The sequence below is a fragment of the Paenibacillus sp. JCM 9796 genome (genome assembly GCF_055379675.1).
This window is the reverse complement of sequence record NZ_AP043723.1, coordinates 3,502,248-3,525,803: the sequence shown is the minus strand read 5'-3', so window position 1 is coordinate 3,525,803 and position 23,556 is coordinate 3,502,248. Positions and strand designations below refer to the sequence as shown.

Below are 23,556 nucleotides of genomic sequence, written 5' to 3'. Positions count from 1 at the left end.
CCTCACACTAGGGCTTCACCGGTACGGTTACGATAAACACCGCGCCGGTTTCGTTATTTTGGGCATGAATCTCGCCCTTGTGAAGGTCGACGATACGCTTGGAGATGGCCAGGCCCAGCCCGTTCCCCTCCCGTTTGCGGTTCCGCGACTTGTCCGCTTTATAAAACCGGTCGAATATTTTATCGATTTCATCCGCCGGAATACCCGGCCCGCTATCCATGAAGCTGACACGGACTTGTTTCCCGGCCCTGGTCAAGGACACGACGACCGTTCCTCCTTGCGGAGTAAACTTGATGCTGTTATCGAGCAGGTTTTTCCATACCTGAAACAGTTGGTCCTGGTCGGCTGTGATGACCGCAGGCTCCAATTGTATCCGGATGTCGATCTCTTTACGCGCCCATAGCGGCTCACTGGCTATAATCACTTTGCGAAGCTGCTCGTCCAGGGGGTAGGTGAGGAGCACGAAGGGATGATGGTCCGATTCCAGCGAAGCCAGCTTTAACAAATTATCGCACAGCCGGGATAGCCGCTCGCTTTCGTCATGGATAATGGTATAGTAGCGCACCCGGTCCTCCTCCTGCACGAGACCGTTCTTCAGCGCATTGGAGAAGCCGCGAATCGAAGTAAGCGGCGATTGGATTTCATGAGATACGTTCGATACAAAATCCCTGCGCATCTGCTCGATCTGCTTCAGTTCCCCCGCCATGCGGTTAAAATGAAAAGCCAGCATCCCCACTTCATCCTTGCGTGTAGCGGCTACTTTAACCTCAAAGTCTCCCTTGGACACTTTCCGGGTCGCCCTCACCATTTCCCTAAGCGGTTTCATCAGATGTTTGGTCGATACAAAAAAGAGCAGAACGCTGCCGATAAGCAAGAAAATAAGCAGAACGATCGTCAAGTTAATTTGGAATTTCACGGAATTGGTGAAGTCCTGCTGGAGCAAAATCGCATAAGGCTGTCCGTTATGATCAAAGGGAACGCCTAGCACCGTAAGGGACATATCCTTCGGATCGTAATGCGGATACGCGGGTCCGTGGTATTCCTGCTTGTTCAGAAACATCGCCCTGACGATCGAAGGGTCTACATCGATTGTCGCGTTACTGCCCATCGGGACGAGAACAGGCTGCCCGCCGTCGAAGCGGTATATATTCAAAAAATAGCTTTTCGGCAGAAAAAAGCCCTTCAGCACCAGCGTGAACGACTCATCCGTCATTTCGTTATACAAATGGATGGAGGAAACCGCCACCCGGTGCATTTCCTCCTGTACGCGATCGCGCAAATAGTTGCCCAAGTAGGTGCTGATCACGTAATATCCAAGCCCTAATATGGATACGACGATGGCAAGGAAAAGTAAAATGACCTTGGCGTAAAGCGACTTAAACATGAGCGACCTCGATCCGGTAGCCGAGTCCGCGTACGGTCACGATTTTCACGGATGGCGCAAGATCGTCGAATTTGTCCCTCAACCGTTTGATATGAACATCAACCGTTCGTTCATCCCCGTCGAAATCGCTGCCCCAGATTTGTTCGATCAGGTCGCCTCTCGTAAAAATTTTGTTCGGATAGTTAGCCAATTTGAATAAAATATCGAACTCCTTGGGCGGCAGGTGCATCTTTTCTTTATTAACCCGGACCTCGTGCAGCGGCCCGTCGATTTCCAATTCGCCGAAACGGATCACGCTGGCCGTAGAAACCTTGTATCTCTTCAACAAGGCTTTCACGCGCATGATCATCTCCACCGGGTCGAACGGCTTGGCCAAATAATCGTCTGTGCCGACCTGAAAGCCTTTGATTTTGTCTACCGTTTCCGATTTGGCCGAAATCATCAGAACGGGCAAATCGTAATGGCTGCGAATGGTCCGGCATAGCTCCCAGCCGTCCATCTTCGGCATCATAATATCGAGAATGACAAGGCCTACGGAAGCTTCGGAGAGCAGGCGCAGCGCCTCCTCCCCGTCCTCCGCTTCCATAATGCCGTAATCTTCATTCTTCAAGTAAAGCCGGATGAGCTCCCGGATATAAGGATCGTCATCGACTACCATGATTTTAATCATCGGATAAGCCTCCTAATTATTCCATCGGCTTATATCGTAGCATATCGCGCCTTGTTCGTGTTCGCCTATTTGGGAAAGCTACGCGGCCACGTCTCTCTTTGCAAATACCGTCCAGGACACCGCGTTAAAGAGCACAAAGTATGCGGCAAGCACGGCTAAGGAGAAGTTCATGCTCATCCCTTCCATCGGAACCCCGCCGTCCAAATACTTCGTTAAGTCGGTGTTGGCGAACAGCACATATTTCACCCATTCGAATTTGCTGAGTACGAACACGATTAGATTTCCCGTAAAGAGCAGCAGAATCGAGATCGCGACCGCCATGTTCACGCTGCGGAATACGGCGGAAATCATAAAGGCGAGCGTCACGAGCATCAACAAATTGACCGATTTCAGCCCATAGGTGCTCATCGAATGAAGAACCATGGAGCCTTCATGGACGGCGCCGTCTTTCACATACAAGTACGGGTCCGAAACGCCTTCGAATCCGTGCGCGACCGAGCCGATGATGAAAGAGGCCGCAAACAACAGGCATAGCAGGATCAGGCCGAAACAAAAGGAGGCCAAATATTTGGAAAGCAGCACCTTGGAGCGGCTGACCGGTCTCGTTAACAGCATCTTGATCGTTCCCGCGGAGAACTCGCCGGCCACGGCATCCGACGTGACGATAACGGTAAAAAACGTGACGACCGCGATGTATACCGACAATTCGTTGACCGTTCCCCATACCGAGTTGTAAGGCTTGATGCTATGGGCTATCCGGTATTCGTTCACCATGATCTTGTTTCGAAGCGATTGCACCTCCGACTGAGGCATTTCCGGGTCGCCGACCGTCTTCTGAAGCTGGATATTCTCCTGTTCCAGCTGCGTCTGCCAGTTGCCCTCCTGCGGCGCCTTGTTCTGAAGAAACAGTGGCAGCAGCGTCAACAGCACGAGCAGCACCATGAAGCTCCACGTGCGAAAACGGCTAAAGATTTTCATATGTTCATTACGAACGAGCGACAGCAGATGCATCACGGGCTCCCCTCCTTGTGATTTCCAAAAATTTGTCTTCGAGCGATTTTCCACGCTTCGAAATGGCATATACCTTCACACCCGTGCCAACTAACCGGTCGGTAATGAGAGGGATGCTCTCCTTCAAGGCTTTCACCGAGAAGCCGTTCGGATGAACCTCCCTGACGAATTCGGACGACATTCCCATCACTTGCTCGGCTCCATACTTCGGCTTATCAACCTCGAAGAAGACGTTCAGCACTTCGTCCGCTTCCTTGACCTCCGCAAGCGATTGAATTTCCACCAACGCTCCGTTTTGAATGATGGCTGCGCGGTCACACATGAGCTCCATCTCGGACAACAGATGACTCGAAACGATAATAGCCGTCCCTTCCACATGAGCCAGCACTTTCAAATAATCGCGAAGCTCGCGGATTCCGGCAGGGTCCAGCCCGTTCGTCGGTTCGTCCAGAACGAGAAGGGACGGCTTGTGAAGCAGCGCTTGCGCTACGCCAAGCCGTTGGCGCATCCCGAGCGAATACGTTTTTACTTTGTCATGGATCCGGTCTTCCAATCCGACCAATTCGACCATTTCTTGGATCCTGTGCTTCGTAATGCCCGGAATCATGCGCGCGAAATGCAGCAGGTTTTTGTACCCGGACATATATTTGTACATTTCCGGGTTCTCCACGATCGAACCGACGAATTTCAACGCTTGCTTTTTCTGATGCCGGATACTGAACCCGTTTATTTTGATCTCTCCGGCCGATAAGGCAATTAATCCGACCAGCATTCGAATGGTCGTCGTCTTCCCGGCGCCGTTCGGACCCAAGAAACCGAATACCTCACCCGGGTAGACGTCCAGTGAAAGTCCGCGTACGACTTCCCGGCTTCCATAGGTTTTGGTTACATTCACAAGCTCCAAAATCGGTTTATCCGATTTTGTTGTTGCCGCAGCATATGGCCCTCCGCTCATCTCCATCTTCAACCTCTCGTTTTGGATTCTTCTGCCAGTATATAGACCGTGTATGAACAATTAATGAACGAATGATGGCGGTTAGATGAAGCCTTCACCTTGCAGCAACGCCAAACAACGGCGTCCCTCGGTAAAGAGGGACGCCGTTGTCTGTGAAGTTTGTATTAACCTGCTTCCTGCATGCCTGTATTGGCCTTCACCAAGATCTCATCGTACTTCGCATCGTTGCGCTTGGACGAGAGCATGGTGCCTGCATAGGCTCCAAGGAAACCGAGCGGTATCGAGATAATGCCGGGATTCGTGAGCGAAATGAGCGGATTGCCGACGAGAACCGCCTTGCCGGCCACCGGGTCCCATACGTTGGGGCTGATCGCCACCAACGCCAGCGCGCTGATCAAGCCTACGAGCATCCCCGTCACAGCGCCGGCCGTATTGAATCTCCGCCAGAACACGGTAAACACGAGCACGGGCAGATTGGCGCTTGCGGCGACGGCGAAAGCGAGTGCCACCAGGAACGCTACGTTGAGCTTTTGGGCGAATAACGCCAGCACGATGGAAATCAGCGCCACGCCGATGGAAGCCAGCTTCGCGGCCTTCACCTGCTCCTTCTCCGTCGCCTTCCCCTTACGTACGATATGCCCGTAGAAGTCATGAGCGAACGCGGATGCCGCCGAGAGGACGAGGCCGGCGACTACGGCCAGTATGGTCGCGAAGGCCACAGCCGATACGAAGGCGAACAGGAAGTCTCCACCAAGCGCCTTGGCCAGCAGCGGAGCCGCCATGTTGCCGGCGGCGTTCGCCTGCACAATCACATCGTTTCCTACAAAAGCAGCTGCGCCGAACCCGAGGAAAATCGTCATCACATAAAACACGCCGATAATCCAGGTGGCGACGACCACGGACTTCCTTGCGGTCGGGGCGTCTTTCACGGTAAAGAAGCGGATGAGAATATGCGGCAGTCCCGCCGTGCCGAGAACGAGCGCCAGATTGAGCGAGATCGTGTCCAGTCCGTTCGTAAACTTGTTGCCCGGATTTAAGAACGCCTCCTTCAGCGGCGTGACCGTAGCCATCTGCTCGAACATATACAGGACATTGAAATTGAATTTGGCGAACACGATCAGCGAAATAATGAGCGTGCCTGCCATGAGGAGCACACACTTAATGATCTGCACCCAGCTGGTGGCCGTCATGCCGCCGAATACGACATATACCGTCATCAGCGCACCGACGATCAAGACGGAGGTCGTATAGTCCAACCCAAGGAGGAGCTTGATCAAGGCGCCGGCTCCAACCAATTGGGCGATCATATAAAAGATGGAAATCGTAATCGAATTGAGCGCCGCGACGCCCCGAACTTTCTTATCGTCGAATCGGGCCGCGATCATATCCGCCATCGTATACTTGCCTAAATTGCGCAGCGGCTCGGCGATCAAATAAAGCACGACGAGATAGGCGACCAGAAAGCCGATGCTGTAGAAAAAACCGTCGAACCCGAAAAGCGCGACCATCCCGGCAATGCCCAGGAATGAAGCGGCGGACATGTAATCGCCCGCTATGGCAAGACCGTTCTGCCAACCCGTTAATCCGCCCCCCGCGGTATAAAACTCGCTGGCGGTCTTCGTCTTTTTGGCCGCGTAATACGTAATGACCAACGTTCCCGCTACGATGACCAAAAAGAGGAGAAATGCCGTATTCATGGATCATCCCGCCTTTCGTAGGCTTGTTTTCGAATCTTCTTTGATTTTCTCCGCCAATTCATCAAACTCGACGGCTTTGCGGGTATACAGAGAGCACAAGACCCAAGTCATAATAAATTGCGCGGAAGCAAATACCCAAGCCCAAGTGATCGAACCGAACGCCTTCTCATTCAGCACTTTCGAATACGAGGTCATGATCGGAAGGACGAAATAGAACACCAGGAAGAAGACCGACATCGGTAAAATAAATCGTTTTTTCTTGGCCATCAGCCTTTGAAAAGAATCGGATCTTACAATTTCACTGTAAGGATTGTGGGATTGTTCTTTCATGGTTGTATTCCCCTCCTATAGATTAGTCCTCGATTGTCGACAAATCGCCCGTAGGAAGCCCAAGCTCTTTCGCTTTCAGAACCCGGCGCATAATTTTTCCGGAACGGGTTTTGGGCAGCTTCTCCAGCACTTCGAACTCCCGCGGAGCCGCATGAGCGGAAAGCCCGGTTTTCACAAACAACCGAATGTGATCCAGCAGCTCGTCAGATGGCGCATAGCCCTCGCGCAGCGCAATGAACGCCTTGATGATTTCCCCCCGCAGCGGGTCCGGCTTGCCGATCACTCCCGCTTCCGCCACCGCCGGATGCTCGACGAGCTTGCTCTCCACCTCGAAAGGACCGACACGCTCGCCCGATGTATTGATCACATCGTCCACCCGCCCTTGAAACCAGAAGTAACCGTCCTCATCCATGTAAGCGGAATCCCCCGATATATACCAGCCGGGGACGGAGAAATATTCGTCATACTTGGCGGGGTTGTTCCAAATTTGCCGCATCATGGACGGCCAGCCGGTTTTGACGGCCAAATTCCCCAGCGAATTAGGAGGAAGCACATTCCCCTGATTGTCTACAATCGCGGCCTCGATCCCCGGGAACGGCTTGCCCATCGAGCCCGGCCTGATGTCCATACATGGCAGATTGACGATCATGTGAGCTCCGGTTTCCGTCATCCACCAAGTATCATGAATGCGCTTGCCGTAAACTTTAAGCCCCCATCGGATGACCTCCGGATTCAGCGGCTCTCCGACCGAGAGCACGTGCCGCAGTCTGCCGAAGCTGTACTTGGCCGTCAGTTCGTCCCCGGCGGACATCAGCATGCGAAACGCCGTCGGAGCGCTGTACCAAACCGTGACCCCATAGTCTTGGAGCGTCCGGTACCAGCCGTCAGCGGAGAATCTTCCTCCGCGAACCAAATTCGTCGCCCCGTTCAGCCAGGGCGCAAAAATTCCATAGGAGGTTCCCGTCACCCATCCCGGGTCCGCCGTACACCAATAAATGTCGTCTTCCTGCAAATCAAGCACCCATTTGCCTGTAATATAATGCTGGATCATGGCGCCTTGAACGTGCAGCACGCCTTTCGGCTTCCCGGTAGAGCCGGACGTATAGTGAAGGATCATCGGGTCTTCGAGCGAGCCCCAGGCCAGCTCCAGCTCCTCCTCCGATTCGGCCATCGCCTGCTTGAAATTCACTTCGCCCGCGGCATATTCCGGCTGCTCGTCCACGATGATCAAATGGCGCAGATTCGGCAGCTTCCCGCGCGGCACACGCTCCTTCAAAGCTGCGGTCGTCACCAGCACCGCAGCCTCGGCATCCGCAAGCCGGTCGGTCACGGCGCCTTCCATGAAGGCCTCGAACAGCGGGCCGACGACCGCGCCGATTTTGAACGCGCCGAGCATCCCGATGTAGACTTCAGGCGATCGCGGCATGAAGAAGAAGACGCGGTCTCCTTTGCTTACGCCCAGTCTTTGAAGCAAATGCCCGAATCGATTGGATAGCTTCCGAAGGTCTTCGAACGTATACGATTCGCGGCGGTGATCGTCTGCATACAAGAGCGCCGTTTTATTTTTCCGGGGTCCCGTCGTATGGCGGTCGATCAATTCATAGGCCATGTTGACTTTACCGGTTGTGTGCCAGCTGAAATCCGCATGTACATCCTCAAACCGGAATGTTCCGTATACGGATTCATAATTTTTCAGATGATGCTGCCCCCCATCGGGAGGTATAATTTCTTTCATTTCCAATGTCCCCATCGGTTAGGATCGCCTCCGCTGCCCTATTTACGCTATTTGTAAGCGCTTTATTAGTTTAGCATGGAAAGCACGCCCCGGAGAGCTTTTCGGCGCGAAATGTCAGAATGCCATCCTCAAATTCATAAAAAACGGCCCTAAACGAACGATGGCCGCAGGCCTGCTACTCCCCCTGCAGCCGTTTGATCAACTCTTTGGCCGCCACCCGCGATAAAGGAATTCGGCTGCGCTTCGCGTCCTTCAGAATGACGTTATAAGCGCCGTTAAACCACGGTTCGATCTCATCGATAAATTCTACATTGACCAAATAACTGCGATGCGGCCGAAAAAAAGAGTACCCCGTCAGCTTTTCTTCCAATTCCTGAAGCGTTTGTCGCGTCGCATGCACCTGCCCGTCGGCCATGTGAATCTGCGTCAGCTTCTCTTCTTTGACGGCAAAGCCTACCTTCATAGGCTCGACCACGATCATACGACTCCCGTCATCGATCAACAATTTCGGTTTGATCGATGACGCGAGCGTCTTGACGCCTTCCGCGGCGGCAGGCGCTGCGCCGGCAGCGGAAGGGCCCGCGACCTCTCCGGAGGCCGCCAGCCTGCTGCGTATGCGCTGCAAGGCTTGCCGAAGGCGCTCCTCATCATAAGGCTTCAGCAAATAATCGACGGCCTCCAGCCGGAACGCTTCTAAGGCATATTGCTCATAAGCCGTCGCAAAGACGATGAAAGGCCGCGGCTCGACCTGCATGAGGCTTTGCGCCGTTTGTACCCCATCCAGCCCCGGCATGTGGATATCCAGAAATACGACATCCGGCTTGTGCATGCCCGCCAGCTCCAGCAGCTCGGCGCCATTCGTTGCGAACGGAAGAAGCTCGACATCGTGTTCCCGGGACAATAAGTAGGTCAGTTCTTCCCGCGCCAACCGTTCATCTTCAGCTATCATGACTTTCATTCGTCGATTCACGCCTTTCATCAGCTTGATAGGGAATCGTAAACTCAATGCGGGCTCCGCCCTCCGGCCGGTTGCTGAATCTCAGTCTGGATCCCGGCCCGAACAGGTTGATCAGCCGCCTGTTCACGTTATATAAGCCGAGGCCCGTGCTCTCCGTGCCGTGCGCCGGGACCTGGCCTAATTTGTCCAACAGCCCGGCAGGAAACCCGCTTCCGTTATCCTCTACGGTTACCTGAACCCCGTCCCCGCCGCGGCGCAGCGCAGCGAGAATCTCACCCTGACCGGTCCTGCCCTTCAAGCCGTGGTGAATGCTGTTCTCCACCAGAGGCTGAAGCGTAGACGGCGGAATGGCGACGGCCTCCAGCCCCGGCTCGCAGACGCACTTCACGGAAAGGCGGTCCTCAAACCGGATATGAACGATCCCGAGATACGTCTGCAGATGCTCAAGCTCCTTGTAGAGCGGAACGAGCGGGGATTGGGTCATGGTTAAATTCATTCGCATGTAGCTGCCGAGCTGAACCGTAACCCGTCTGGCCGCGTCGGGGTTTACCCGGATCAACGTAACGATGGCATTCAAGGTATTGAACAAAAAGTGAGGATTGATTTGCGCTTGCAGCGCTTTAAGCTCCGCATCCTTCATCAACCCCCGGAGCTCCTCCGCCATCGCGATGTCGAGCTGAATCGAGATCAGCTTGCTGAGGCCCTTGGCAAAGGCCTCCTCCACCGGACGGATCTGCCTCACGCTATGGTAATACAGCTTGATCAACCCGGCAACCTGTCCCCCGTTCCGGAACGGAACGATAATGGCCGCGCCCAGAGCAGGGTGCTGCGGCTGAATGTGCTCCTTGGCTTTGGCGATTTGAATTTCTCCGGTCTGGATCGCCTTGCGGGACAATTCGGTCTTGATACGCTCCCCTTGAAAGAGACTTGTCGTCCCAATACCGACATGAGCGAGTATTTCTTCCGTATCCGTGACCGCTACCGCGTTGGCGCGAAGCTCGCGGCGGAGTATGTTCGCCGTCGCTTCCGCCGTTTCGAAAGTTAACCCCTGCTTGAGATAAGGAAGCGCCATCTCGGCGATATGAAGCGCGCGTTGGGTTTCCGAGGCCGACGCCCGCTCTTCCTCCCTCAAGACAGCCAATATCATGGCGACGAAGATGCCGACCCCGATACTATTGGCGACGACCATCGGAACCCCGATCAGGTTCACCATGCGGATCGCGGATGCCGAAGATTCCGTGGCGATGAGAATGACGCCCATTTGCAGAACCGGCGCGAACACGCTGATAAACAAAGCCTTCACCGGAGCTATCACTCGTTCTTCGGCAAAAAAACGGGCCACTAAACCGGCAAGGAGACCTATAACCGGCGTTGACCACGCCTCGGCGGCGCCTGTCAGCCCCCCCATCCAATAGGCGTGAACGCCGGATAGAATCCCGGCTCCCGTACCTACGGCGACGCCGCCAAGAAGGCCGGCCATCACAATGCCGATCAAGGCCGAATCCGCCATAGCTTCATCGGGACCGAGAGATGCCGCGAAAAAATAGGAGCCGATTCCCTCCTCCCCGATCGTGACTCCGGCATACGTCCCCCCTATGCTGACCAACCCAAAAAACAGAGAAAACGTCACCCCTGTCTTCCAGTCCATTCTCCGATCGAGCAAGTAACGAAATTGCGGAATACGGGTAAGGATAAACGTAATCAACAATAAAAGGCCCATCCGCTCAAAGAGCAGCAGCGTTAACTGCTCCACCTGTATGCCTCCCCTGGCTTTCACTGATTGTCTGTCTATATTATAACAGAAAATGGAAGATTGCGACCCATGATCATGCTTCCGTACACGGGCAGCCCCTAAGCCTGTCCTTCTTTGGGTTTCTTTCGCCGTTCTTGTATAATAAGCCTACGTCGGAACGTCGCCAAAGGAGCTGAGCTGAAGCGTGTCAAATCGGAAATGGAACCTCGGAATCGCTATCCTTTTTATCGTATTTGCCTGCTTGCTGCTGCAGTTCTTGTTCTCCGCGCTGCGCATTCGCGAGCTGGTCCAGCCCTTGAAAGAAGGCAGAGCGGGCGGCGATGCGAAGCGCCATGTCGTGCTGATCTCCCAGGAGCTGGATAATCCGTTCTGGCGGTCCGTCGAGCAAGGAGCGCGGGAGGCGTCCGCCGAGTACGGAATGCTTCTGGAATATACCGGACCGTTCCGGATCAATCCGGCCGAGCAGATCAAGCTGCTGGAGAAAACGATAGCCGCAAAAGCCGATGCGGTGTTGGTGCAAGGCATCAATGACCCGCTGTATCGGCAATTGATCGATAAAGCCGCCGGGCAAGGAATTCCCGTCATTACGGTAGACACGGACGAGCCCGGGAGCCGCCGGCTGTCCTACGTCGGCTCGGACAATCTGGAAGCGGGGAAAAAAATGGGCCAGCTGGTCGTCCAAGCTGCGGGAAGCGAAGGCCGAATCGGGGTGCTGGTCGGCAATGAGCAGGCCGATAATCAAAAGCTTCGACTCGCGGGCTTCGATTCGGTAATCAGCCGTTATCCGGAGCTTACCGTCGTCGCTGTCCGTTCGTCGAACATTTCTCGTCTCCAGGCCGCCGGGCAAGCGGAAGACATCCTGACCCATCACCCGCAGGTCGGGTATATGGTCGGGTTCAGCGCCCTGGATGGTGTCGGGATACTGGAAGCCGCCGGGCGCGTTGGCCCAACAGGGCTGCGCATCTTCGCATTTGACGACTTGGCGGAAACGGTCGAAGGCATCAAGCAATGCAAGATTGCGTCGACCCTTGTGCAGCAGCCCCGCGAGATGGGGTATGAGGCCATATCGCTGCTGCACGATTATTTTCACGGAAAGACGCCGCAGCCGCAGCATTTTACCGCTACCGCTGTGCTTGACCGCAGTACGGTCGGCGCCGGGGAAGGCTGCCGATGACGATTCGAACGAAGCTGCTGGTATTTATTCCGTTGCTGGTTCTGCTCGTCAACTCGGTGACCTTCTTCTTGTTTGAGAGCGGGAAAATCGTGCAGATGAGCTACGGCGTCATGATGGACCGCATCCTGCTGTACAATCAATCCGCCCAAACGGCGGAAGATAATCTCCGGCTGCTTCACGCCTATTTGCTCAATCCGGGCGGAAGCGGCGGCGCCGAGCTGGAGCAAGCGCAAGCCAAGCTGCAGGAGCTGCGCGCGGGGCTTGCCCGGAGCACGAGCTCCTCGCTGCAAGCGTCCTCGCTGACGAGCTACGTCCATATGCTGGACACCCTCATGGAGCAGGAACAGGCCGCGCGCGCCGCGGCGGAAGCTCAAGGCGCACGCGCCGCGCTGGCCCATTACGAGGAAGCGGAGAAAACAACCGCTTATATCCGCGAGGAAGGGCAGCGTCTTGTCGATTTGGAGCTTGGCTCCTACCGGCCGGTCTACAAGCAAATTCAACTTGAAACGGAACGCATGAACCGCCTGGGCGCAGCCGTACTCGTCATCAATACGCTGATGAGCGTCGTGCTGGCCGTCTGGATTTCCCGCAGCATTACCGGCCCTGTCAGCCGGCTGGTCGATATGGCCGGACGCATGTCCCGGGGGAACCTCGACCTGGAGCCGCTCCCCCCTCCGCGGCGGTCGGATGATGAGCTTGGCCTATTGTCCGCGGCCTTCGGGCAAATGTCCACCAATCTGAAGGCCTTGATCGAGAAGGATAAGGAAAGTCTGGAGAAGGACCGGCTCGTCAAGGAATTGGAGCTTCAAGCGCTGCAAAGCCAGATCAATCCCCACTTTCTATTTAATACGTTGAATGTCCTCTCCAAGCTGGCGCTGCTGGAAGGCGCGGAGAGGACCAGCGATCTGATCGTATCGATGTCGAACCTGCTGCGGTACAATTTGCGCAAGCTGGACCAGCCGGTTACGCTGCGGGATGAGCTTGCGCACGTTCAGGAATACTTTACGATTCAACAGGCCCGCTTCCGCGACCGCGTCCGGTTCGAGTTGGATATCGAACCGGACGCCTTGCAAGTGCCTGTACCGGCGCTAACGCTTCAGCCGCTGGTGGAAAATGCGTTCGTGCATGGCATTGAGGGCATGGAGCAAGGAGCTGTCATCCGTTTGGAGATTGGGCATGTTCCGGAGGGCGTGCGCATCGCGCTGTCCGACAACGGCGGCGGAATGCGCGAGGAAGTTCGCCAAGCCTTGCTGCGGCTGGAGGCCGGAACGGACAACAAGCATTCCACGGGGCTCGGCACAAGAAATGTGTTCAAGCGGCTGCAGCTGTTCTACGGACGCAGCGACCTTGTGGACATTGACAGCGAGCCCGGAAAAGGAACAACGATTACGATTGTAATTCCCTCTGGAAAGGAGGTCGAACCCCTGCATGTACCGGCTGATGATCGCGGATGACGAGGCGCTGGAGCGCGAAGGACTGGAATGGATCGTTCAGCGCATGATGCCGGGAACGTTCCAGGTGATCCATGCGGAGAACGGGCGGACGGCGATTGAACGCGCGGAGGAGCATCGTCCGCATATCGTCATGATGGATGTCAATATGCCGGGCATCCAAGGCTTGGCGGCTATACGGGAAATCAAAGAACGTCTTCCGGATACGAAATTCGTGCTGGTGACGGCCTATGATTATTTTGCTTATGCCAAGGAGGCGCTTTCGCTCGGCGTGAAAGAGTACATCGTCAAACCGGCTAAGCGGGAGCAGCTGGTCGGCACGCTGGAGCAGCTGGTCCGGGAACTGGACCAGGAGAAACGCAAGCGCGCCGATGAACTGGAGCTCAGGCATCAAGTCTCCCAACTGCTGCCCCTGGTGGAAAATGAGCTTGCCTTGATGTTCATGGTCGATCACATGGTGGACGCCGGTCCCGAGCAGCTGTCCGAATGGCTCGGCTTCCCTCTCGATCAAGGCTGCGCGATCGTGGTCGCCTTCCCGGAACACTTCTACACCCCGGACAAGAAAAAAATGTACGATAACATCCGCAGCTTTGCCAAGACGCACGGATCGGCCTGCATCGTCAGCTCGGTGATCGACCGGCACATGGCGATTTTCTTGCGGAAACCGCCCGGAGCCCGGGAAGACGATTGGAAAGAAGACGTTAAACGGTACGGGGAGAAGCTGTGCGCTTTGGCGGAACGGCAAGCAGGCTTTGCAGTCTCGGTCGGCATCGGGTCGACCCGGAACGGTGCGGACGGCTTGCGCAAGTCTTACTTTGAAGCGGTGTTTGCGTCCACCTATTTCGAGATCGGCGGCAAGGTGTGCCACTTCGACGAGCTGAAGCAAGGAGCGGACGGAATCGTCCCGGAACCGGAGAAGCCGTCCTTAACCGGGGGAGGCGATCAACGATCCTACGTCATCTCCGCCCTGCAGCGCATTCGCGAAGAACGCGAGGAGCAAACCTTAACCGTCCTTGACCGGGCCAAGAGCTATATTCGGGAAAGATTCACCGAGGAGGTATCGCTCGAGGAGGTGGCGGACTTCGTCCACCTGAATCCGCACTACTTCAGCAAAATTTTCAAGCAGCAGGTGGGAGAGACGTTCATCGACTTTGTCACCGGCTTGCGGATCGATAAGGCCAAAGCGCTGATCGCCTCCGAGCAGCTGAGCCTCAAGGAAGTATGCTACGAGGTCGGTTACAAGGATCCGAACTATTTTAGCCGGGTGTTCAAAAAAGTCACCGGCGTTACCCCTACCGAGTATCGCAGCCAAATCAAATAGGGCGGCGCGCGAGTCCATGCCTTCACGGCATGGACTTTTTTGTGATGGGCAGACAAGAATGTGCTAGTTATTTGATCATCGGGAAGCAAATTGCGGATAGTGCGAATTAAATGCGGGAAGAACACTGATAAGTGAAGAAGATTGCCGTCTGGGTCCCCAGATTCACATGATATAATGAACCTCGTTCTGATCGAAAGAAGCCTTCTTACCGGACGATGCACGGAACAACCGGTAAGCTGGCGCGAGAACGGAAGGGAGAAATGAAGTTGGAACTAACGATCAACAGGCACCAAGAACAAGTGAGCATGAAGTTTGTTACGCTTGTTTCGATTGTAGCCGCTTTGGGCGGTTTATTATTCGGATTTGACACAGCTGTGGTGTCGGGAGCCATCGGCTTTATGGAACACCGCTTTCAATTAAATCAGGTGGAAGTCGGCTGGGCCGTCTCCAGTCTCATTATCGGCTGTATTGTAGGCGCCGCCATGTCCGGTATGTTAAGCGACAGATTCGGCCGGAAAAAAGTATTGATCACTGCGGCGATCCTGTTTATCATAGGCTCCGTCGGCTCGGCCATTCCGGATACGTTCTCCGCCTATATTATGGCCCGTATCCTCGGCGGAATCGGCATAGGCATTACCTCCACCCTATGCCCGCTCTATAACGCGGAAATCGCTCCCGCCAAATACCGGGGGCGTCTGGTCGCTCTAAACCAGCTGGCCATCGTCACCGGTATCTTCCTTACTTATTTCGTAAATTTGTGGATTGCCGGTTCCGGAGACGACGCCTGGGACATTGCCACCGGCTGGCGCTGGATGTTCGCCGTAGGCGCCGTTCCCGGCCTCCTGTTCCTGGCGCTGCTCTTCTTCGTGCCGGAAAGCCCCAGATGGCTGATCAAGCAAGGAAGGCCGGCAGAAGCGCTGCCGATTCTATTGAAGATTCACGGCGATGAACTGGCCAGACAAGAAGTATTGGATATCAAGGAATCGTTCAAGCAGGAAAACGGCTCGATCCGGCAATTGCTCAATCCCGGGCTGCGGATCGCGTTGATCGTAGGCGTGGGGCTGGCGATCCTTCAGCAAGTTACAGGAATTAACGCGGTCATGTATTACGCTCCGGAAATATTCAAGGAAACGGGCGCCGGCACGAACGCCTCGTTGATCCAGACCATTCTGGTCGGGTTGATCAATTTCCTGTTCACCATCTTGGCCCTGTGGCTCATCGATAAGGTAGGCCGCAAAGCGCTGCTGCTCGTCGGCTCGTCCTTGATGACGCTATGCCTCGTTGTCATAGGCTTCGCTTTCCAAACGGGTCATACTTCCGGCCCGCTGGTGCTTATCTTTATTTTGCTGTACGTGGCCTCCTTCGCCATATCGCTCGGACCGGTCGTCTGGGTCGTTTTGTCCGAAATCTTCCCGAACCGCATCCGCGGGAAAGCTACGGCTATCGCGGCTATGGCGCTCTGGGCGGCGGATTACGTCGTTTCTCAATCGTTCCCGCCCATGCTGAATTCCGCAGGCCCGGCGATTACTTTCTGGATTTTCGGCTTCATGTCCTTGTTCACGTTCTTGTTCACCTGGCGCGTCGTACCCGAGACGAAGGGGAAATCGCTGGAGGAAATCGAAGCTTTATGGACGTCCGCCCAAGAGGCCCGAAACTCATAATCGAATAGGCGGGAGTGACAAACCCCCGCCCTTCCCGCCCTCCCGCTTCCCACAAGGAAATCGGGAGGGCGTTCTTTGTATTCCGGGATATTCCCCAAGGACCGTGACGCGAGTAGGCCATCCTGAGCCGCCCACTCGGTCCGGCTATCCCTATGATGGAACATATTGGCGGAACAGCCGCTCGATATACGCCTCCCGCTCCTCCTGCCGCGCATAATCGATACCGTATAAATCCGGAAGCTGCTTGTGCAGCAGTACGGGATAAATGACGGCAGCCATGAGCTGGAGCCCGAGCTGCTGAAGCTCGGGCTCCCCTTGGATGCCCGTAACCTGCTTCAAACTATCGGTAAAAGCCGTAATCCCTCTCTTCTGCGATTCCGCTAATGCGGGATTCGCTTCCTCGGCAAACATCATCTGGCTGACCAGGCTTTTCGTAACCCCGGGATACAGAACGGAAATTTCCGCAAATTTTTTCAAAAAAGCAAGCAGTCTTTCGGAAGGACTCCGGTTTGCCTGCTCCAGCAGGACGTAGGCGCCGCCAAGCGTCCGGATGAAAAATTCCATGGCCTGCCGGATCAGATTCTCCTTCGTACCGAAATGATAATTGAGCGCGGCATTATTCATATTTGTCCGTCTCGCCACTTCCCGGGTGGTGATCTTCTGAATCCCTTCCTGCCCGATGATTTCGAGAGCGGTTTGAATAATCAGCTCTTTCGGTCCCACGGTACAATTCCTCCTTGTCACTCTTTCATTTCGTAGAGGCCGGCTATGTGCTGATCGGGGCGAACCAGCGCAAACACGATTCTTTGAGCGTCCTGGACCCGGTATTCCGAGGTTTGGCCGATCAGGCTCACCTCTTCCACGATCGGCACCGGAGCTTTATGGACGAACAAGCCGGCCTTGCGGCGCTCCATCGCCTCATCCTTCAAACCGATGGACATCAGCGTATGTTCCAGCCTGTCGGGGAGAAGAAGCTTAGCTGCTTTCCCCCGAAAAGGAATCCGTTTACCGGCTACCCAGCACCCGAACGAATCGAGCGGCTTCCACGGACCTTCAACCTTGTGATCCGCCGAGCGGTTGACCGGAAGAATTTGCTTCAGCAGCGCTTCCTTTTCCGTCATCCCTTTGGCGGCGGAAGGAACCAGCGATGCGGCTCGCAGCCCTATAGAACGCAAATTGGCCAAGACCGGATTCGACAGCGCCATATTCTTGAAAATTATGGCGTTCGCCCCCTGAACCTCGTCCGAACCGGCGCGCTGTTCCACTTCATAATCGCGCAGCAGCGCATCCGTCATCAGACTTCCATTATACACCTGCGCCAGTCTCCAGCCCAGTCTCCACGCTCCGAGCAAGCCGATCATCATGCCCGCTCCCGCGGAGGGACCCATAGCGTGCGCAGCGTCCCCGACAAGCAGCCATCTCCCCTTCCGGTACGCATCGCTTTGACCTTGCCCCAACCTGAAGGCGCTGGCCCATAGGAAGCGTTTGATCGAAACGTCCGGCTTCACCCGTCGAAGCAAAGATGTAACGGCTGCTTCCTCGGTCATCTCCTTGCGGTCTTCCCCAGGATTAAGCCGGTAAATGAACCGCCAGGTGCCTTCTCCGAAATAGAAGAAACCATAGGGTCTAGCCGGATCAAGCACAATGCTCGATATCTCCTTGGGCAGATCCGTTTCCATCTCAAAATCCGCCACAGCGGAGTCTGTTCCATAATCCCGCCACTTCGTTCCGATGCCAAGCGATTTCCGGACCATGCTTCTCGCACCGTCCGCGCCCACTGCCCACGGCGCATGGAGAACGTATGGACCGTCCGGACCCTCAACTGTAATAGCTGCCCGCCCTTCCGTTTCCCCCACTTCAACGACCCGATGATTACGGCGAATTTCCACCATGCCCGTGTGTTTGGCGGCTCTCTCCAGCAGAGCCTCCGTATCGTGCTGCGGAAGCTGTGCCGTATAGCCGTAGGGGCTGGCCAAATCTTGAAACGAAAGGCTCAGCAGCTTGCCCCGCGGACCCCGGAAGTCATGCGCCGTTCTGAAAACAGCCGCTTGGTCGAAAGCTTCCTTCAACCCCAGCCATTCAAGCAGCTCCAATCCTCGGGGCATCCATACAATAGCGCGCGACTCATGCCGCGGTGTCGGCCCGCTGCGGGATTCCAGTATAATCGTAGGCACCTGGTACCGCGCCAGAATAAGGGAAAGCGCAAGTCCGACAGGGCCTCCCCCTACAATGGCAATTCGTTGATCTTGCTCCTTAAGCAATGTATCCGTCATTCGCGTATGCCCCTTTTTCTCAAATCGCTAGATTCAATCAATTGATTGAATCGTTTGATTAACATCATATCACCAAACAAATCCGTCGTCAACCGCTGCTCGATTGTGAAAGATCAAACCGGACAACATTTATCAATGCTCATGACCGGGAGCCCTTGCGAGCATATAAAGAAAGTGTTCAGCTCCGCTGAACACTTATCGTTTCGTATCGTTATCCATGAATGCGGCAAACTTTACGTTCACGGCTTGTTGCTGCACAGTAAAGCTCCGCTTCTCCTGAGAAGTTTCCGTTCTCTCCTTGCCGTCGCCCTCAGCAATAGGCCACTTCACAGGCTGAGCCCAAGGGAATCACTTCATAAAGATACTGCCGAATCCGTTCCTTCTCTATATCGTTAACGGGGGTGTTGGCGTGGAAAGCAAAATGAATGGTGCCGCTAATGGAATCGTACCTGTCAAAGGTCAGACTGCCATAAGGAAACATGCGGTTCATGACCGCGGTGATTCCATGTTGATCCAGGCTTCTGTTCATAGCAGCTTGAACAATGGGTGCCGGCAGTTCATGTACTTGCGGAACTTTATCGTTTTGGACCATGTTGTAGGATTTTACTTTAAAGCAAACGTGCGGAAGCAAGTGACCGGAAGCAAACTGCTTCAAGCTGCCTATCTCCTTATCAGGCAAATCCAGGTCGTTGTTCCACGCATAGATCGTAGCCGTATTTTTACCCTGCGAATGGATCCTTACATATCTGATGTGAGGAAAACGATTTTTAATTAAATGCTCCGATAATAAACGGGTCCCCATTGTCATCACCTCGTATGATGAAGAATTTTAAACTGCCTTACTGTTAGCGCTTTCATTTTTGCGATCAACATGTTCCCCGCTGTCGTTCACCCCCCCGTAAAGATGCGTAACCCGCTTCAATATTTTAACAAATTCGCCATAAAAATAATACCCCTGTTTCTTGGTCGCACGCAGTCGAAATAAAGTAGGGAAACCACTCTCATGGTTTCCCCCTTATCGAACCGTACGTGCCCTACTAAGGCATACGGCTCACCAACGTGATTCAACTTGAATTCAGAATGTCGCTAATCTCTGGGAATACTGCATCTTGCGGACGCGGTCGGGAGTGTAATACTCTTCACCGCATTCTTTTGCTTTCTGTACTTTACGTTCTTGTTTAACTGTTTGACGCCGCTTCATGTAGTCTAGATATTCTTCAAGGGAGTAACCGTACTGCTCATGAATGTACAGCCAATGGGCAGGGACTAGCCCTATTCGGGCAAAGAACTCGTTGTTCCATTTGGTTTTCATCGCATGTCCTTTTCTCTGACTCGGATGCTTGTGGATCATGGCAACTCTCAATCTCTGGCGGATATAGCCGTCGATGTCGAGTAGGTTGTTTCGACAGGCATTTACGAAGCAACGGCTTTCTTGTCCGTATTTCTTGTTTTCCTCCATCGCATGGTACAAGTTTAGGAAGTAGTTTACTTTCCCCCGAACGATGGGGTTTACTCGTTCCAACCATGCCTTTTTGTTCAGTGTCAAGGTCTTCTTCGTTTTCACTTTGATCTTTTGTTTGAAGTCCTTCCACGTGCTATCCTTTGGCTTCGCTATGAAGTATCGCTTGCCGTCCTTCTTGCGTTCTCGCCAATGCTCGAAGGTGAAGCCAAGAAAGTCGAAGTCGTCGTCCTTGAAGTTAACCGTCTTCGTTTTCTCCATAGCCACTTCGAGTCCTAGCTCTTGTAGCATTGCTTGGGTGATCTCCGCGGCTTTCTTAATTTCCTCTTCTGTTTTGGCGAAGAGCAAGAAGTCATCGGCATAACGTACGAACCGTATGCCATGTTCCTCTAGTTTCCAATCCAGCTCGTTTAGATACAGATTCGCAAGCAACGGCGACACCACGCCACCCTGTGGAGTGCCGGAATCTACCTCGTGGTATTTCCCTTCCTCCATATATCCTGCCTTCAGCCATTTCCAGATCATATCTAAGACAGTTCCATCGGCTATATATTTCGTCAGCACACGTATGAGATTCTTGTGCGGGATTTTATCGAAAAAGCTCCGTATGTCACAGTCATAGATGTAATGATGATCCGTTTCAATGTTCCATAGGATGATTTGGGCTACCCGTTTTGCTCCATAGTTTGGGCGGTATCCGCATGACCATCGATGAAAGATGGATTCTTCGCACTTCGGCTGTAGTACATTGACTATAGCTTGTTGTACGATTCGATCTTCGATGTTTGGAATTCCAAGCGGTCGTAGTTTTCCGTTTTTCTTCGGTATGTAACGTCTTCGGACCGGAGAAGGTACGTATTCTCTGGCTCTGAGTTTGTTCAGGAGCATGGTGAGATTGTGTTCCAGTTTCTTCTCGTACGCCTCCAACGTTACCCCGTCGATACCTCCTGCTCCCTTGTTTTCTTTTACTTGTTTCCATGCTTCATGAAGTCGTCTTTCAAACAGAATCTGTCCGTAGATGCTGTGCCATTTTAGCTTTAATTCCTGATTCAAGTCTATCTCTCACCTTTCATTGCGTCCATTCCGTTCGTTCTTACCGCGGTATCGTTACGGTTGTTCGACGCTACATTCAAGTGTTCGTCCACGAGGTCGTTCCCCTTCCGTTCAGCAGACGTTTGGTCGTCTGCCTACTTCCGTACTATGAGAACGTCTGAATTCTCTGACATGGGTACCACTTCGGCGAAGCCTTATAGATAGCCATCCTTTACAGGGAGGACAGAGAATCTCACGGGGTCATCGTGTCTTCCTTCTGAACATACCCAGCACCTTCACATGATAAGCCACCGCTGCTCGTCTGGCTCCTTGAGCAACGGTTTGCCGTTCCGCAGGCTTCCCGTTATTTACGCACAGTCGCCGACTTACCCCGCCGCTTCGTGCTTCACGCTTTCGCATTTGGGTCTGCTCATCCACCTACGGGTCTCTCGACATCCCGCATCTCCTTCAGACAAGCACCTCGCAATCCTTGCCCTAGATTAGGTTTCTCAAGCTGTACCAGAACTCTTGAGGAAGGACTTTCACCTTCGAGAAAAGTATCGTTCTCGGCTCTTGGCTCGTTTTTACCTACGGTATCGTTGCCGCCGCCTTTAATAGATAGCTCATAGCGCCATTGCGCTAGTGACACGACTGCCCGTCGCACATAAAAGAACCCTTGATCCATCAAGGGTTCTTCGTCATTGCGTATTCGCCTACCTTCGGCCTGCCTCGAATTTGCTGATGCTTGATTGCGCGATTCGTAAGATACACGCCTGTAACGATCAACACGGTGCCCAGCAGATGATATAAATGAATGGATTCTCCTGTAAAAGCCGTCGCAAATATGGCGCTGAACAAAGGAATCAGATTAAGAAACCCGGCGCAGCGCTGCGGACCGGCTAATTCAATGGCGCGATTCCACGATAGAAAGGCGACGATGGAAGCGAACAAGCCGATATACAGCAGCCCGACAATCGAAGACGGACTCCAGTCGATTTCAGGCGAGAGCATGACCAGTTCAACGGCGGAGAGCGGGATCAAGAGCAGCAAAGCTGCCGCGACCTGCACCAGCAAGAAGGGAGTCGCCGGAAAAAGCCCGGCCGCTCTTTTCATACCGACCGAGTACAAGGACCACATGAAAATGGCCAGCAGCATATACAGATCGCCTTTATTAAAGGATAGCGCCGTCAGGGCTTCCAAGCTGCCCCGACCGATAATCCAACATACGCCCGCCATCGAAATAAGGACCCCTGGAAAAGCAGACCAGGCGATTTTCTCTTTGATCATCAACCAAGTCAACATCACGACCATAATCGGAGTTGCCGAATTCATTAAGGAGGCGTTAATCGAACTGGTAAATTGTACGGCCACATACGTTAACGTATTAAAACCCGCTACGCCGGTCGCGGAAAGAAAAACAATCATTTTCCAGTGACGACGAAATTCGGCTCGCAGCGACCATGCCTCCTTGCCCAGGAAAGGGAGCAGACACAGGAAGGCGATGCACCAGCGTACAGTGGCAAGCGTCAGCGGCGGAATGTGCGTGACAAGCGCTTTGCCGGCAACAAAGTTGCCTCCCCAAATACAAGCGGCCATAACAAGCAGCACATAAGGCGAATTTCGAATCATGAGATACCGGACTCCTTTTAGGCAAACTCTTCCTTAGCATTAAGGTTAGTATATGCCACTCCGGGCTGTAAAGAAACGATTATTTTAATCAATTAGCCGCTCTCTCCGGCAGGTTGAGCCGTTACCCTATTCTCATTGCTCGCTGCGATCAGGCACCAGGCCACGATTACAAATACCAGAATATATCCCAGCAAAGCTCCGGTATTATGCCAATATTGACTCCAATCTCCAGTCGAAATTACGCTGCGGAAGCCTTGCACGGCATAAGTCATCGGCAATAGCTTGCTTACATACTGAATAAAAGAAGGCGCCAGTTGCAGCGGAAAGGTTCCTCCCGAGGATGCAAGCTGCGTAATTAAGAGAAAGATCGCCGCCAGGCGGCCAAGCGATCCAAAAAGCGCGACCAGCATGAAAATACAGGTCATGCAGGTGAAGGATGCCGCCCGCTACTCCTTGATGCGCCTTTCGGTTAAACGGAATAATATTCGACGCGATCAATCCGCCTACAAATAATCCGAGCACCAAAAAGTACGGAGCCATCGCCGTACCGTAATTCGGCACTGCATTGATTGGATTCTCCTTCAATTGCACCGGTCGGGAAAACATGCTCAGCAAAGAGTCGCTTGCATGTACGCCGGATGTCTCCTGCGCTGCGGCCGCAAGGCTCTTCGATAATTCCCCGCTGCCGTCTACTAGCTGCAGCATGCCTTGGGCCAGCGGCACGGTGCCGGTTTGCAGCTGCCTGCTCCCGTCCGCCAAGGACGCGATCCCGCCGTTCAGCTTCTGAAAGCCTTCTTGCCACTTGTCCATTCCTGCCGAAGCCAGTCCTAATCCAGCCGCAAGCTGCCGGCTGCTTTCAGCGGCTTGCGACAGCTTGTCACCGTATTGATGCAGGCCGTCAGCAAACCGGGACTGGCTATCCAACCAAGCTTTCATACGTTGGACTTGTTGTTTTTGCCCGTCGTCCGCTGCTTTCGCTTCCGTAGACGCGACATCCGCGTTTTGTACGATCGTCTGCAGCTCCTTATCTTTCGCAAGCTCCGGATGAAGCTGCATATAGTTG

19 protein-coding genes and 1 pseudogene are annotated in these 23,556 nt (G+C 54.0%); 4 read left to right on the top strand and 16 right to left on the bottom strand.

The window, feature by feature from the left end; translation table 11 throughout:
- Positions 1-7 precede the first annotated feature (7 nt).
- From ACZ439_RS16985 to ACZ439_RS16945, 9 genes are all read right to left on the bottom strand, one after another.
- The gene (locus ACZ439_RS16985) at positions 8-1,384 is read right to left on the bottom strand and encodes a sensor histidine kinase (protein WP_155615084.1); all 1,377 of its coding nucleotides are present in this window, start codon (positions 1,382-1,384) and stop codon (positions 8-10) included.
- On the bottom strand, positions 1,377-2,054 hold the full coding sequence (locus ACZ439_RS16980) for a response regulator transcription factor (protein WP_054800126.1): 678 nt from the start codon (positions 2,052-2,054) through the stop codon (positions 1,377-1,379). Before ACZ439_RS16980 ends, ACZ439_RS16985 begins: the two co-directional genes overlap by 8 nt.
- Positions 2,055-2,132: 78 nt before the next feature.
- Entirely contained in the window at positions 2,133-3,065 is a 933-nt protein-coding gene (locus ACZ439_RS16975; protein WP_230876215.1) for an ABC transporter permease, read from the bottom strand.
- On the bottom strand, positions 3,040-4,026 hold the full coding sequence (locus ACZ439_RS16970; RefSeq protein ID WP_464619960.1) for an ABC transporter ATP-binding protein: 987 nt from the start codon (positions 4,024-4,026) through the stop codon (positions 3,040-3,042). The genes ACZ439_RS16975 and ACZ439_RS16970 overlap by 26 nt, the downstream gene beginning before the upstream one ends.
- A gap of 158 nt (positions 4,027-4,184) precedes the next feature.
- Positions 4,185-5,717: a solute symporter family protein gene (locus ACZ439_RS16965; RefSeq protein ID WP_127608095.1), complete on the bottom strand. Its 1,533-nt coding sequence runs from the start codon at positions 5,715-5,717 to the stop codon at positions 4,185-4,187.
- Between the two features lie 3 nt (positions 5,718-5,720).
- Complete coding sequence (locus ACZ439_RS16960; protein ID WP_127608096.1) at positions 5,721-6,047, bottom strand: DUF485 domain-containing protein; 327 nt, start codon at positions 6,045-6,047, stop codon at positions 5,721-5,723.
- A gap of 22 nt (positions 6,048-6,069) precedes the next feature.
- The gene (gene acsA / locus ACZ439_RS16955) at positions 6,070-7,797 is read right to left on the bottom strand and encodes an acetate--CoA ligase (RefSeq protein WP_244932957.1); all 1,728 of its coding nucleotides are present in this window, start codon (positions 7,795-7,797) and stop codon (positions 6,070-6,072) included.
- A gap of 160 nt (positions 7,798-7,957) precedes the next feature.
- Positions 7,958-8,740 carry a LytR/AlgR family response regulator transcription factor gene (locus tag ACZ439_RS16950; protein WP_127608143.1) on the bottom strand — a complete coding sequence of 261 codons (783 nt, stop codon included), beginning with the start codon at positions 8,738-8,740 and terminating at the stop codon, positions 7,958-7,960.
- Positions 8,721-10,493 (bottom strand): LytS/YhcK type 5TM receptor domain-containing protein, encoded by a 1,773-nt coding sequence (locus tag ACZ439_RS16945; RefSeq protein ID WP_201318021.1) that lies wholly within the window; start codon positions 10,491-10,493, stop codon positions 8,721-8,723. The genes ACZ439_RS16950 and ACZ439_RS16945 overlap by 20 nt, the downstream gene beginning before the upstream one ends.
- A gap of 184 nt (positions 10,494-10,677) precedes the next feature.
- Here ACZ439_RS16945 and ACZ439_RS16940 point away from each other — a divergent pair, with 184 nt between their 5' ends.
- From ACZ439_RS16940 to ACZ439_RS16925, 4 genes are all read left to right on the top strand, one after another.
- Positions 10,678-11,667, top strand: a complete 990-nt coding sequence (locus ACZ439_RS16940; RefSeq protein ID WP_127608097.1) for a sugar-binding protein — start codon at positions 10,678-10,680, stop codon at positions 11,665-11,667.
- Positions 11,664-13,121 (top strand): sensor histidine kinase, encoded by a 1,458-nt coding sequence (locus tag ACZ439_RS16935; protein WP_054797468.1) that lies wholly within the window; start codon positions 11,664-11,666, stop codon positions 13,119-13,121. The genes ACZ439_RS16940 and ACZ439_RS16935 overlap by 4 nt, the downstream gene beginning before the upstream one ends.
- Entirely contained in the window at positions 13,096-14,439 is a 1,344-nt protein-coding gene (locus ACZ439_RS16930; protein ID WP_155615088.1) for an AraC family transcriptional regulator, read from the top strand. The genes ACZ439_RS16935 and ACZ439_RS16930 overlap by 26 nt, the downstream gene beginning before the upstream one ends.
- 260 nt (positions 14,440-14,699) lie before the next feature.
- Complete coding sequence (locus tag ACZ439_RS16925; RefSeq protein WP_464619959.1) at positions 14,700-16,100, top strand: sugar porter family MFS transporter; 1,401 nt, start codon at positions 14,700-14,702, stop codon at positions 16,098-16,100.
- Positions 16,101-16,250: 150 nt separating this feature from the next.
- On the opposite strand, the gene ACZ439_RS16920 is transcribed toward ACZ439_RS16925, so the two are convergent.
- From ACZ439_RS16920 to ACZ439_RS16890, 7 genes and pseudogenes are all read right to left on the bottom strand, one after another.
- On the bottom strand, positions 16,251-16,823 hold the full coding sequence (locus tag ACZ439_RS16920) for a TetR/AcrR family transcriptional regulator (protein ID WP_201318018.1): 573 nt from the start codon (positions 16,821-16,823) through the stop codon (positions 16,251-16,253).
- Positions 16,824-16,840: 17 nt separating this feature from the next.
- Positions 16,841-18,373 (bottom strand): FAD-dependent oxidoreductase, encoded by a 1,533-nt coding sequence (locus ACZ439_RS16915; protein WP_054800122.1) that lies wholly within the window; start codon positions 18,371-18,373, stop codon positions 16,841-16,843.
- 310 nt (positions 18,374-18,683) lie between these two features.
- The gene (locus ACZ439_RS16910; RefSeq protein ID WP_328133388.1) at positions 18,684-19,175 is read right to left on the bottom strand and encodes a hypothetical protein; all 492 of its coding nucleotides are present in this window, start codon (positions 19,173-19,175) and stop codon (positions 18,684-18,686) included.
- Positions 19,176-19,448: 273 nt separating this feature from the next.
- Positions 19,449-20,885, bottom strand: a complete 1,437-nt coding sequence (gene ltrA, locus ACZ439_RS16905; protein ID WP_464619958.1) for a group II intron reverse transcriptase/maturase — start codon at positions 20,883-20,885, stop codon at positions 19,449-19,451.
- Between the two features lie 663 nt (positions 20,886-21,548).
- On the bottom strand, positions 21,549-22,493 hold the full coding sequence (locus ACZ439_RS16900) for a DMT family transporter (RefSeq protein ID WP_464619957.1): 945 nt from the start codon (positions 22,491-22,493) through the stop codon (positions 21,549-21,551).
- Positions 22,494-22,585: 92 nt separating this feature from the next.
- Positions 22,586-22,903: an ABC transporter permease gene (locus ACZ439_RS16895; protein ID WP_464619956.1), complete on the bottom strand. Its 318-nt coding sequence runs from the start codon at positions 22,901-22,903 to the stop codon at positions 22,586-22,588.
- A 331-nt stretch (positions 22,904-23,234) separates the two neighbouring features.
- Positions 23,235-23,303, bottom strand: a pseudogene (locus ACZ439_RS16890) (hypothetical protein); the annotation flags it as partial.
- Between the last annotated feature and the right edge of the window lie 253 nt (positions 23,304-23,556).

Coding starts and splice junctions, on each gene's coding strand:
- ACZ439_RS16895 (WP_464619956.1), bottom strand. CDS start 22,903: ATGCTGGTCGCGCTTTTTGGATCGCTTGGCCGCCTGGCGGCGATCTTT.
- ACZ439_RS16930 (WP_155615088.1), top strand. CDS start 13,096: ATGTACCGGCTGATGATCGCGGATGACGAGGCGCTGGAGCGCGAAGGA.
- ACZ439_RS16935 (WP_054797468.1), top strand. CDS start 11,664: ATGACGATTCGAACGAAGCTGCTGGTATTTATTCCGTTGCTGGTTCTG.
- ACZ439_RS16925 (WP_464619959.1), top strand. CDS start 14,700: ATGAAGTTGGAACTAACGATCAACAGGCACCAAGAACAAGTGAGCATG.
- ACZ439_RS16975 (WP_230876215.1), bottom strand. CDS start 3,065: ATGCATCTGCTGTCGCTCGTTCGTAATGAACATATGAAAATCTTTAGC.
- ACZ439_RS16910 (WP_328133388.1), bottom strand. CDS start 19,175: ATGGGGACCCGTTTATTATCGGAGCATTTAATTAAAAATCGTTTTCCT.
- ACZ439_RS16915 (WP_054800122.1), bottom strand. CDS start 18,373: ATGACGGATACATTGCTTAAGGAGCAAGATCAACGAATTGCCATTGTA.
- ACZ439_RS16970 (WP_464619960.1), bottom strand. CDS start 4,026: ATGGAGATGAGCGGAGGGCCATATGCTGCGGCAACAACAAAATCGGAT.
- ACZ439_RS16965 (WP_127608095.1), bottom strand. CDS start 5,717: ATGAATACGGCATTTCTCCTCTTTTTGGTCATCGTAGCGGGAACGTTG.
- ACZ439_RS16960 (WP_127608096.1), bottom strand. CDS start 6,047: ATGAAAGAACAATCCCACAATCCTTACAGTGAAATTGTAAGATCCGAT.
- ACZ439_RS16985 (WP_155615084.1), bottom strand. CDS start 1,384: ATGTTTAAGTCGCTTTACGCCAAGGTCATTTTACTTTTCCTTGCCATC.
- acsA (WP_244932957.1), bottom strand. CDS start 7,797: ATGGGGACATTGGAAATGAAAGAAATTATACCTCCCGATGGGGGGCAG.
- ACZ439_RS16950 (WP_127608143.1), bottom strand. CDS start 8,740: ATGAAAGTCATGATAGCTGAAGATGAACGGTTGGCGCGGGAAGAACTG.
- ACZ439_RS16980 (WP_054800126.1), bottom strand. CDS start 2,054: ATGATTAAAATCATGGTAGTCGATGACGATCCTTATATCCGGGAGCTC.
- ACZ439_RS16900 (WP_464619957.1), bottom strand. CDS start 22,493: ATGATTCGAAATTCGCCTTATGTGCTGCTTGTTATGGCCGCTTGTATT.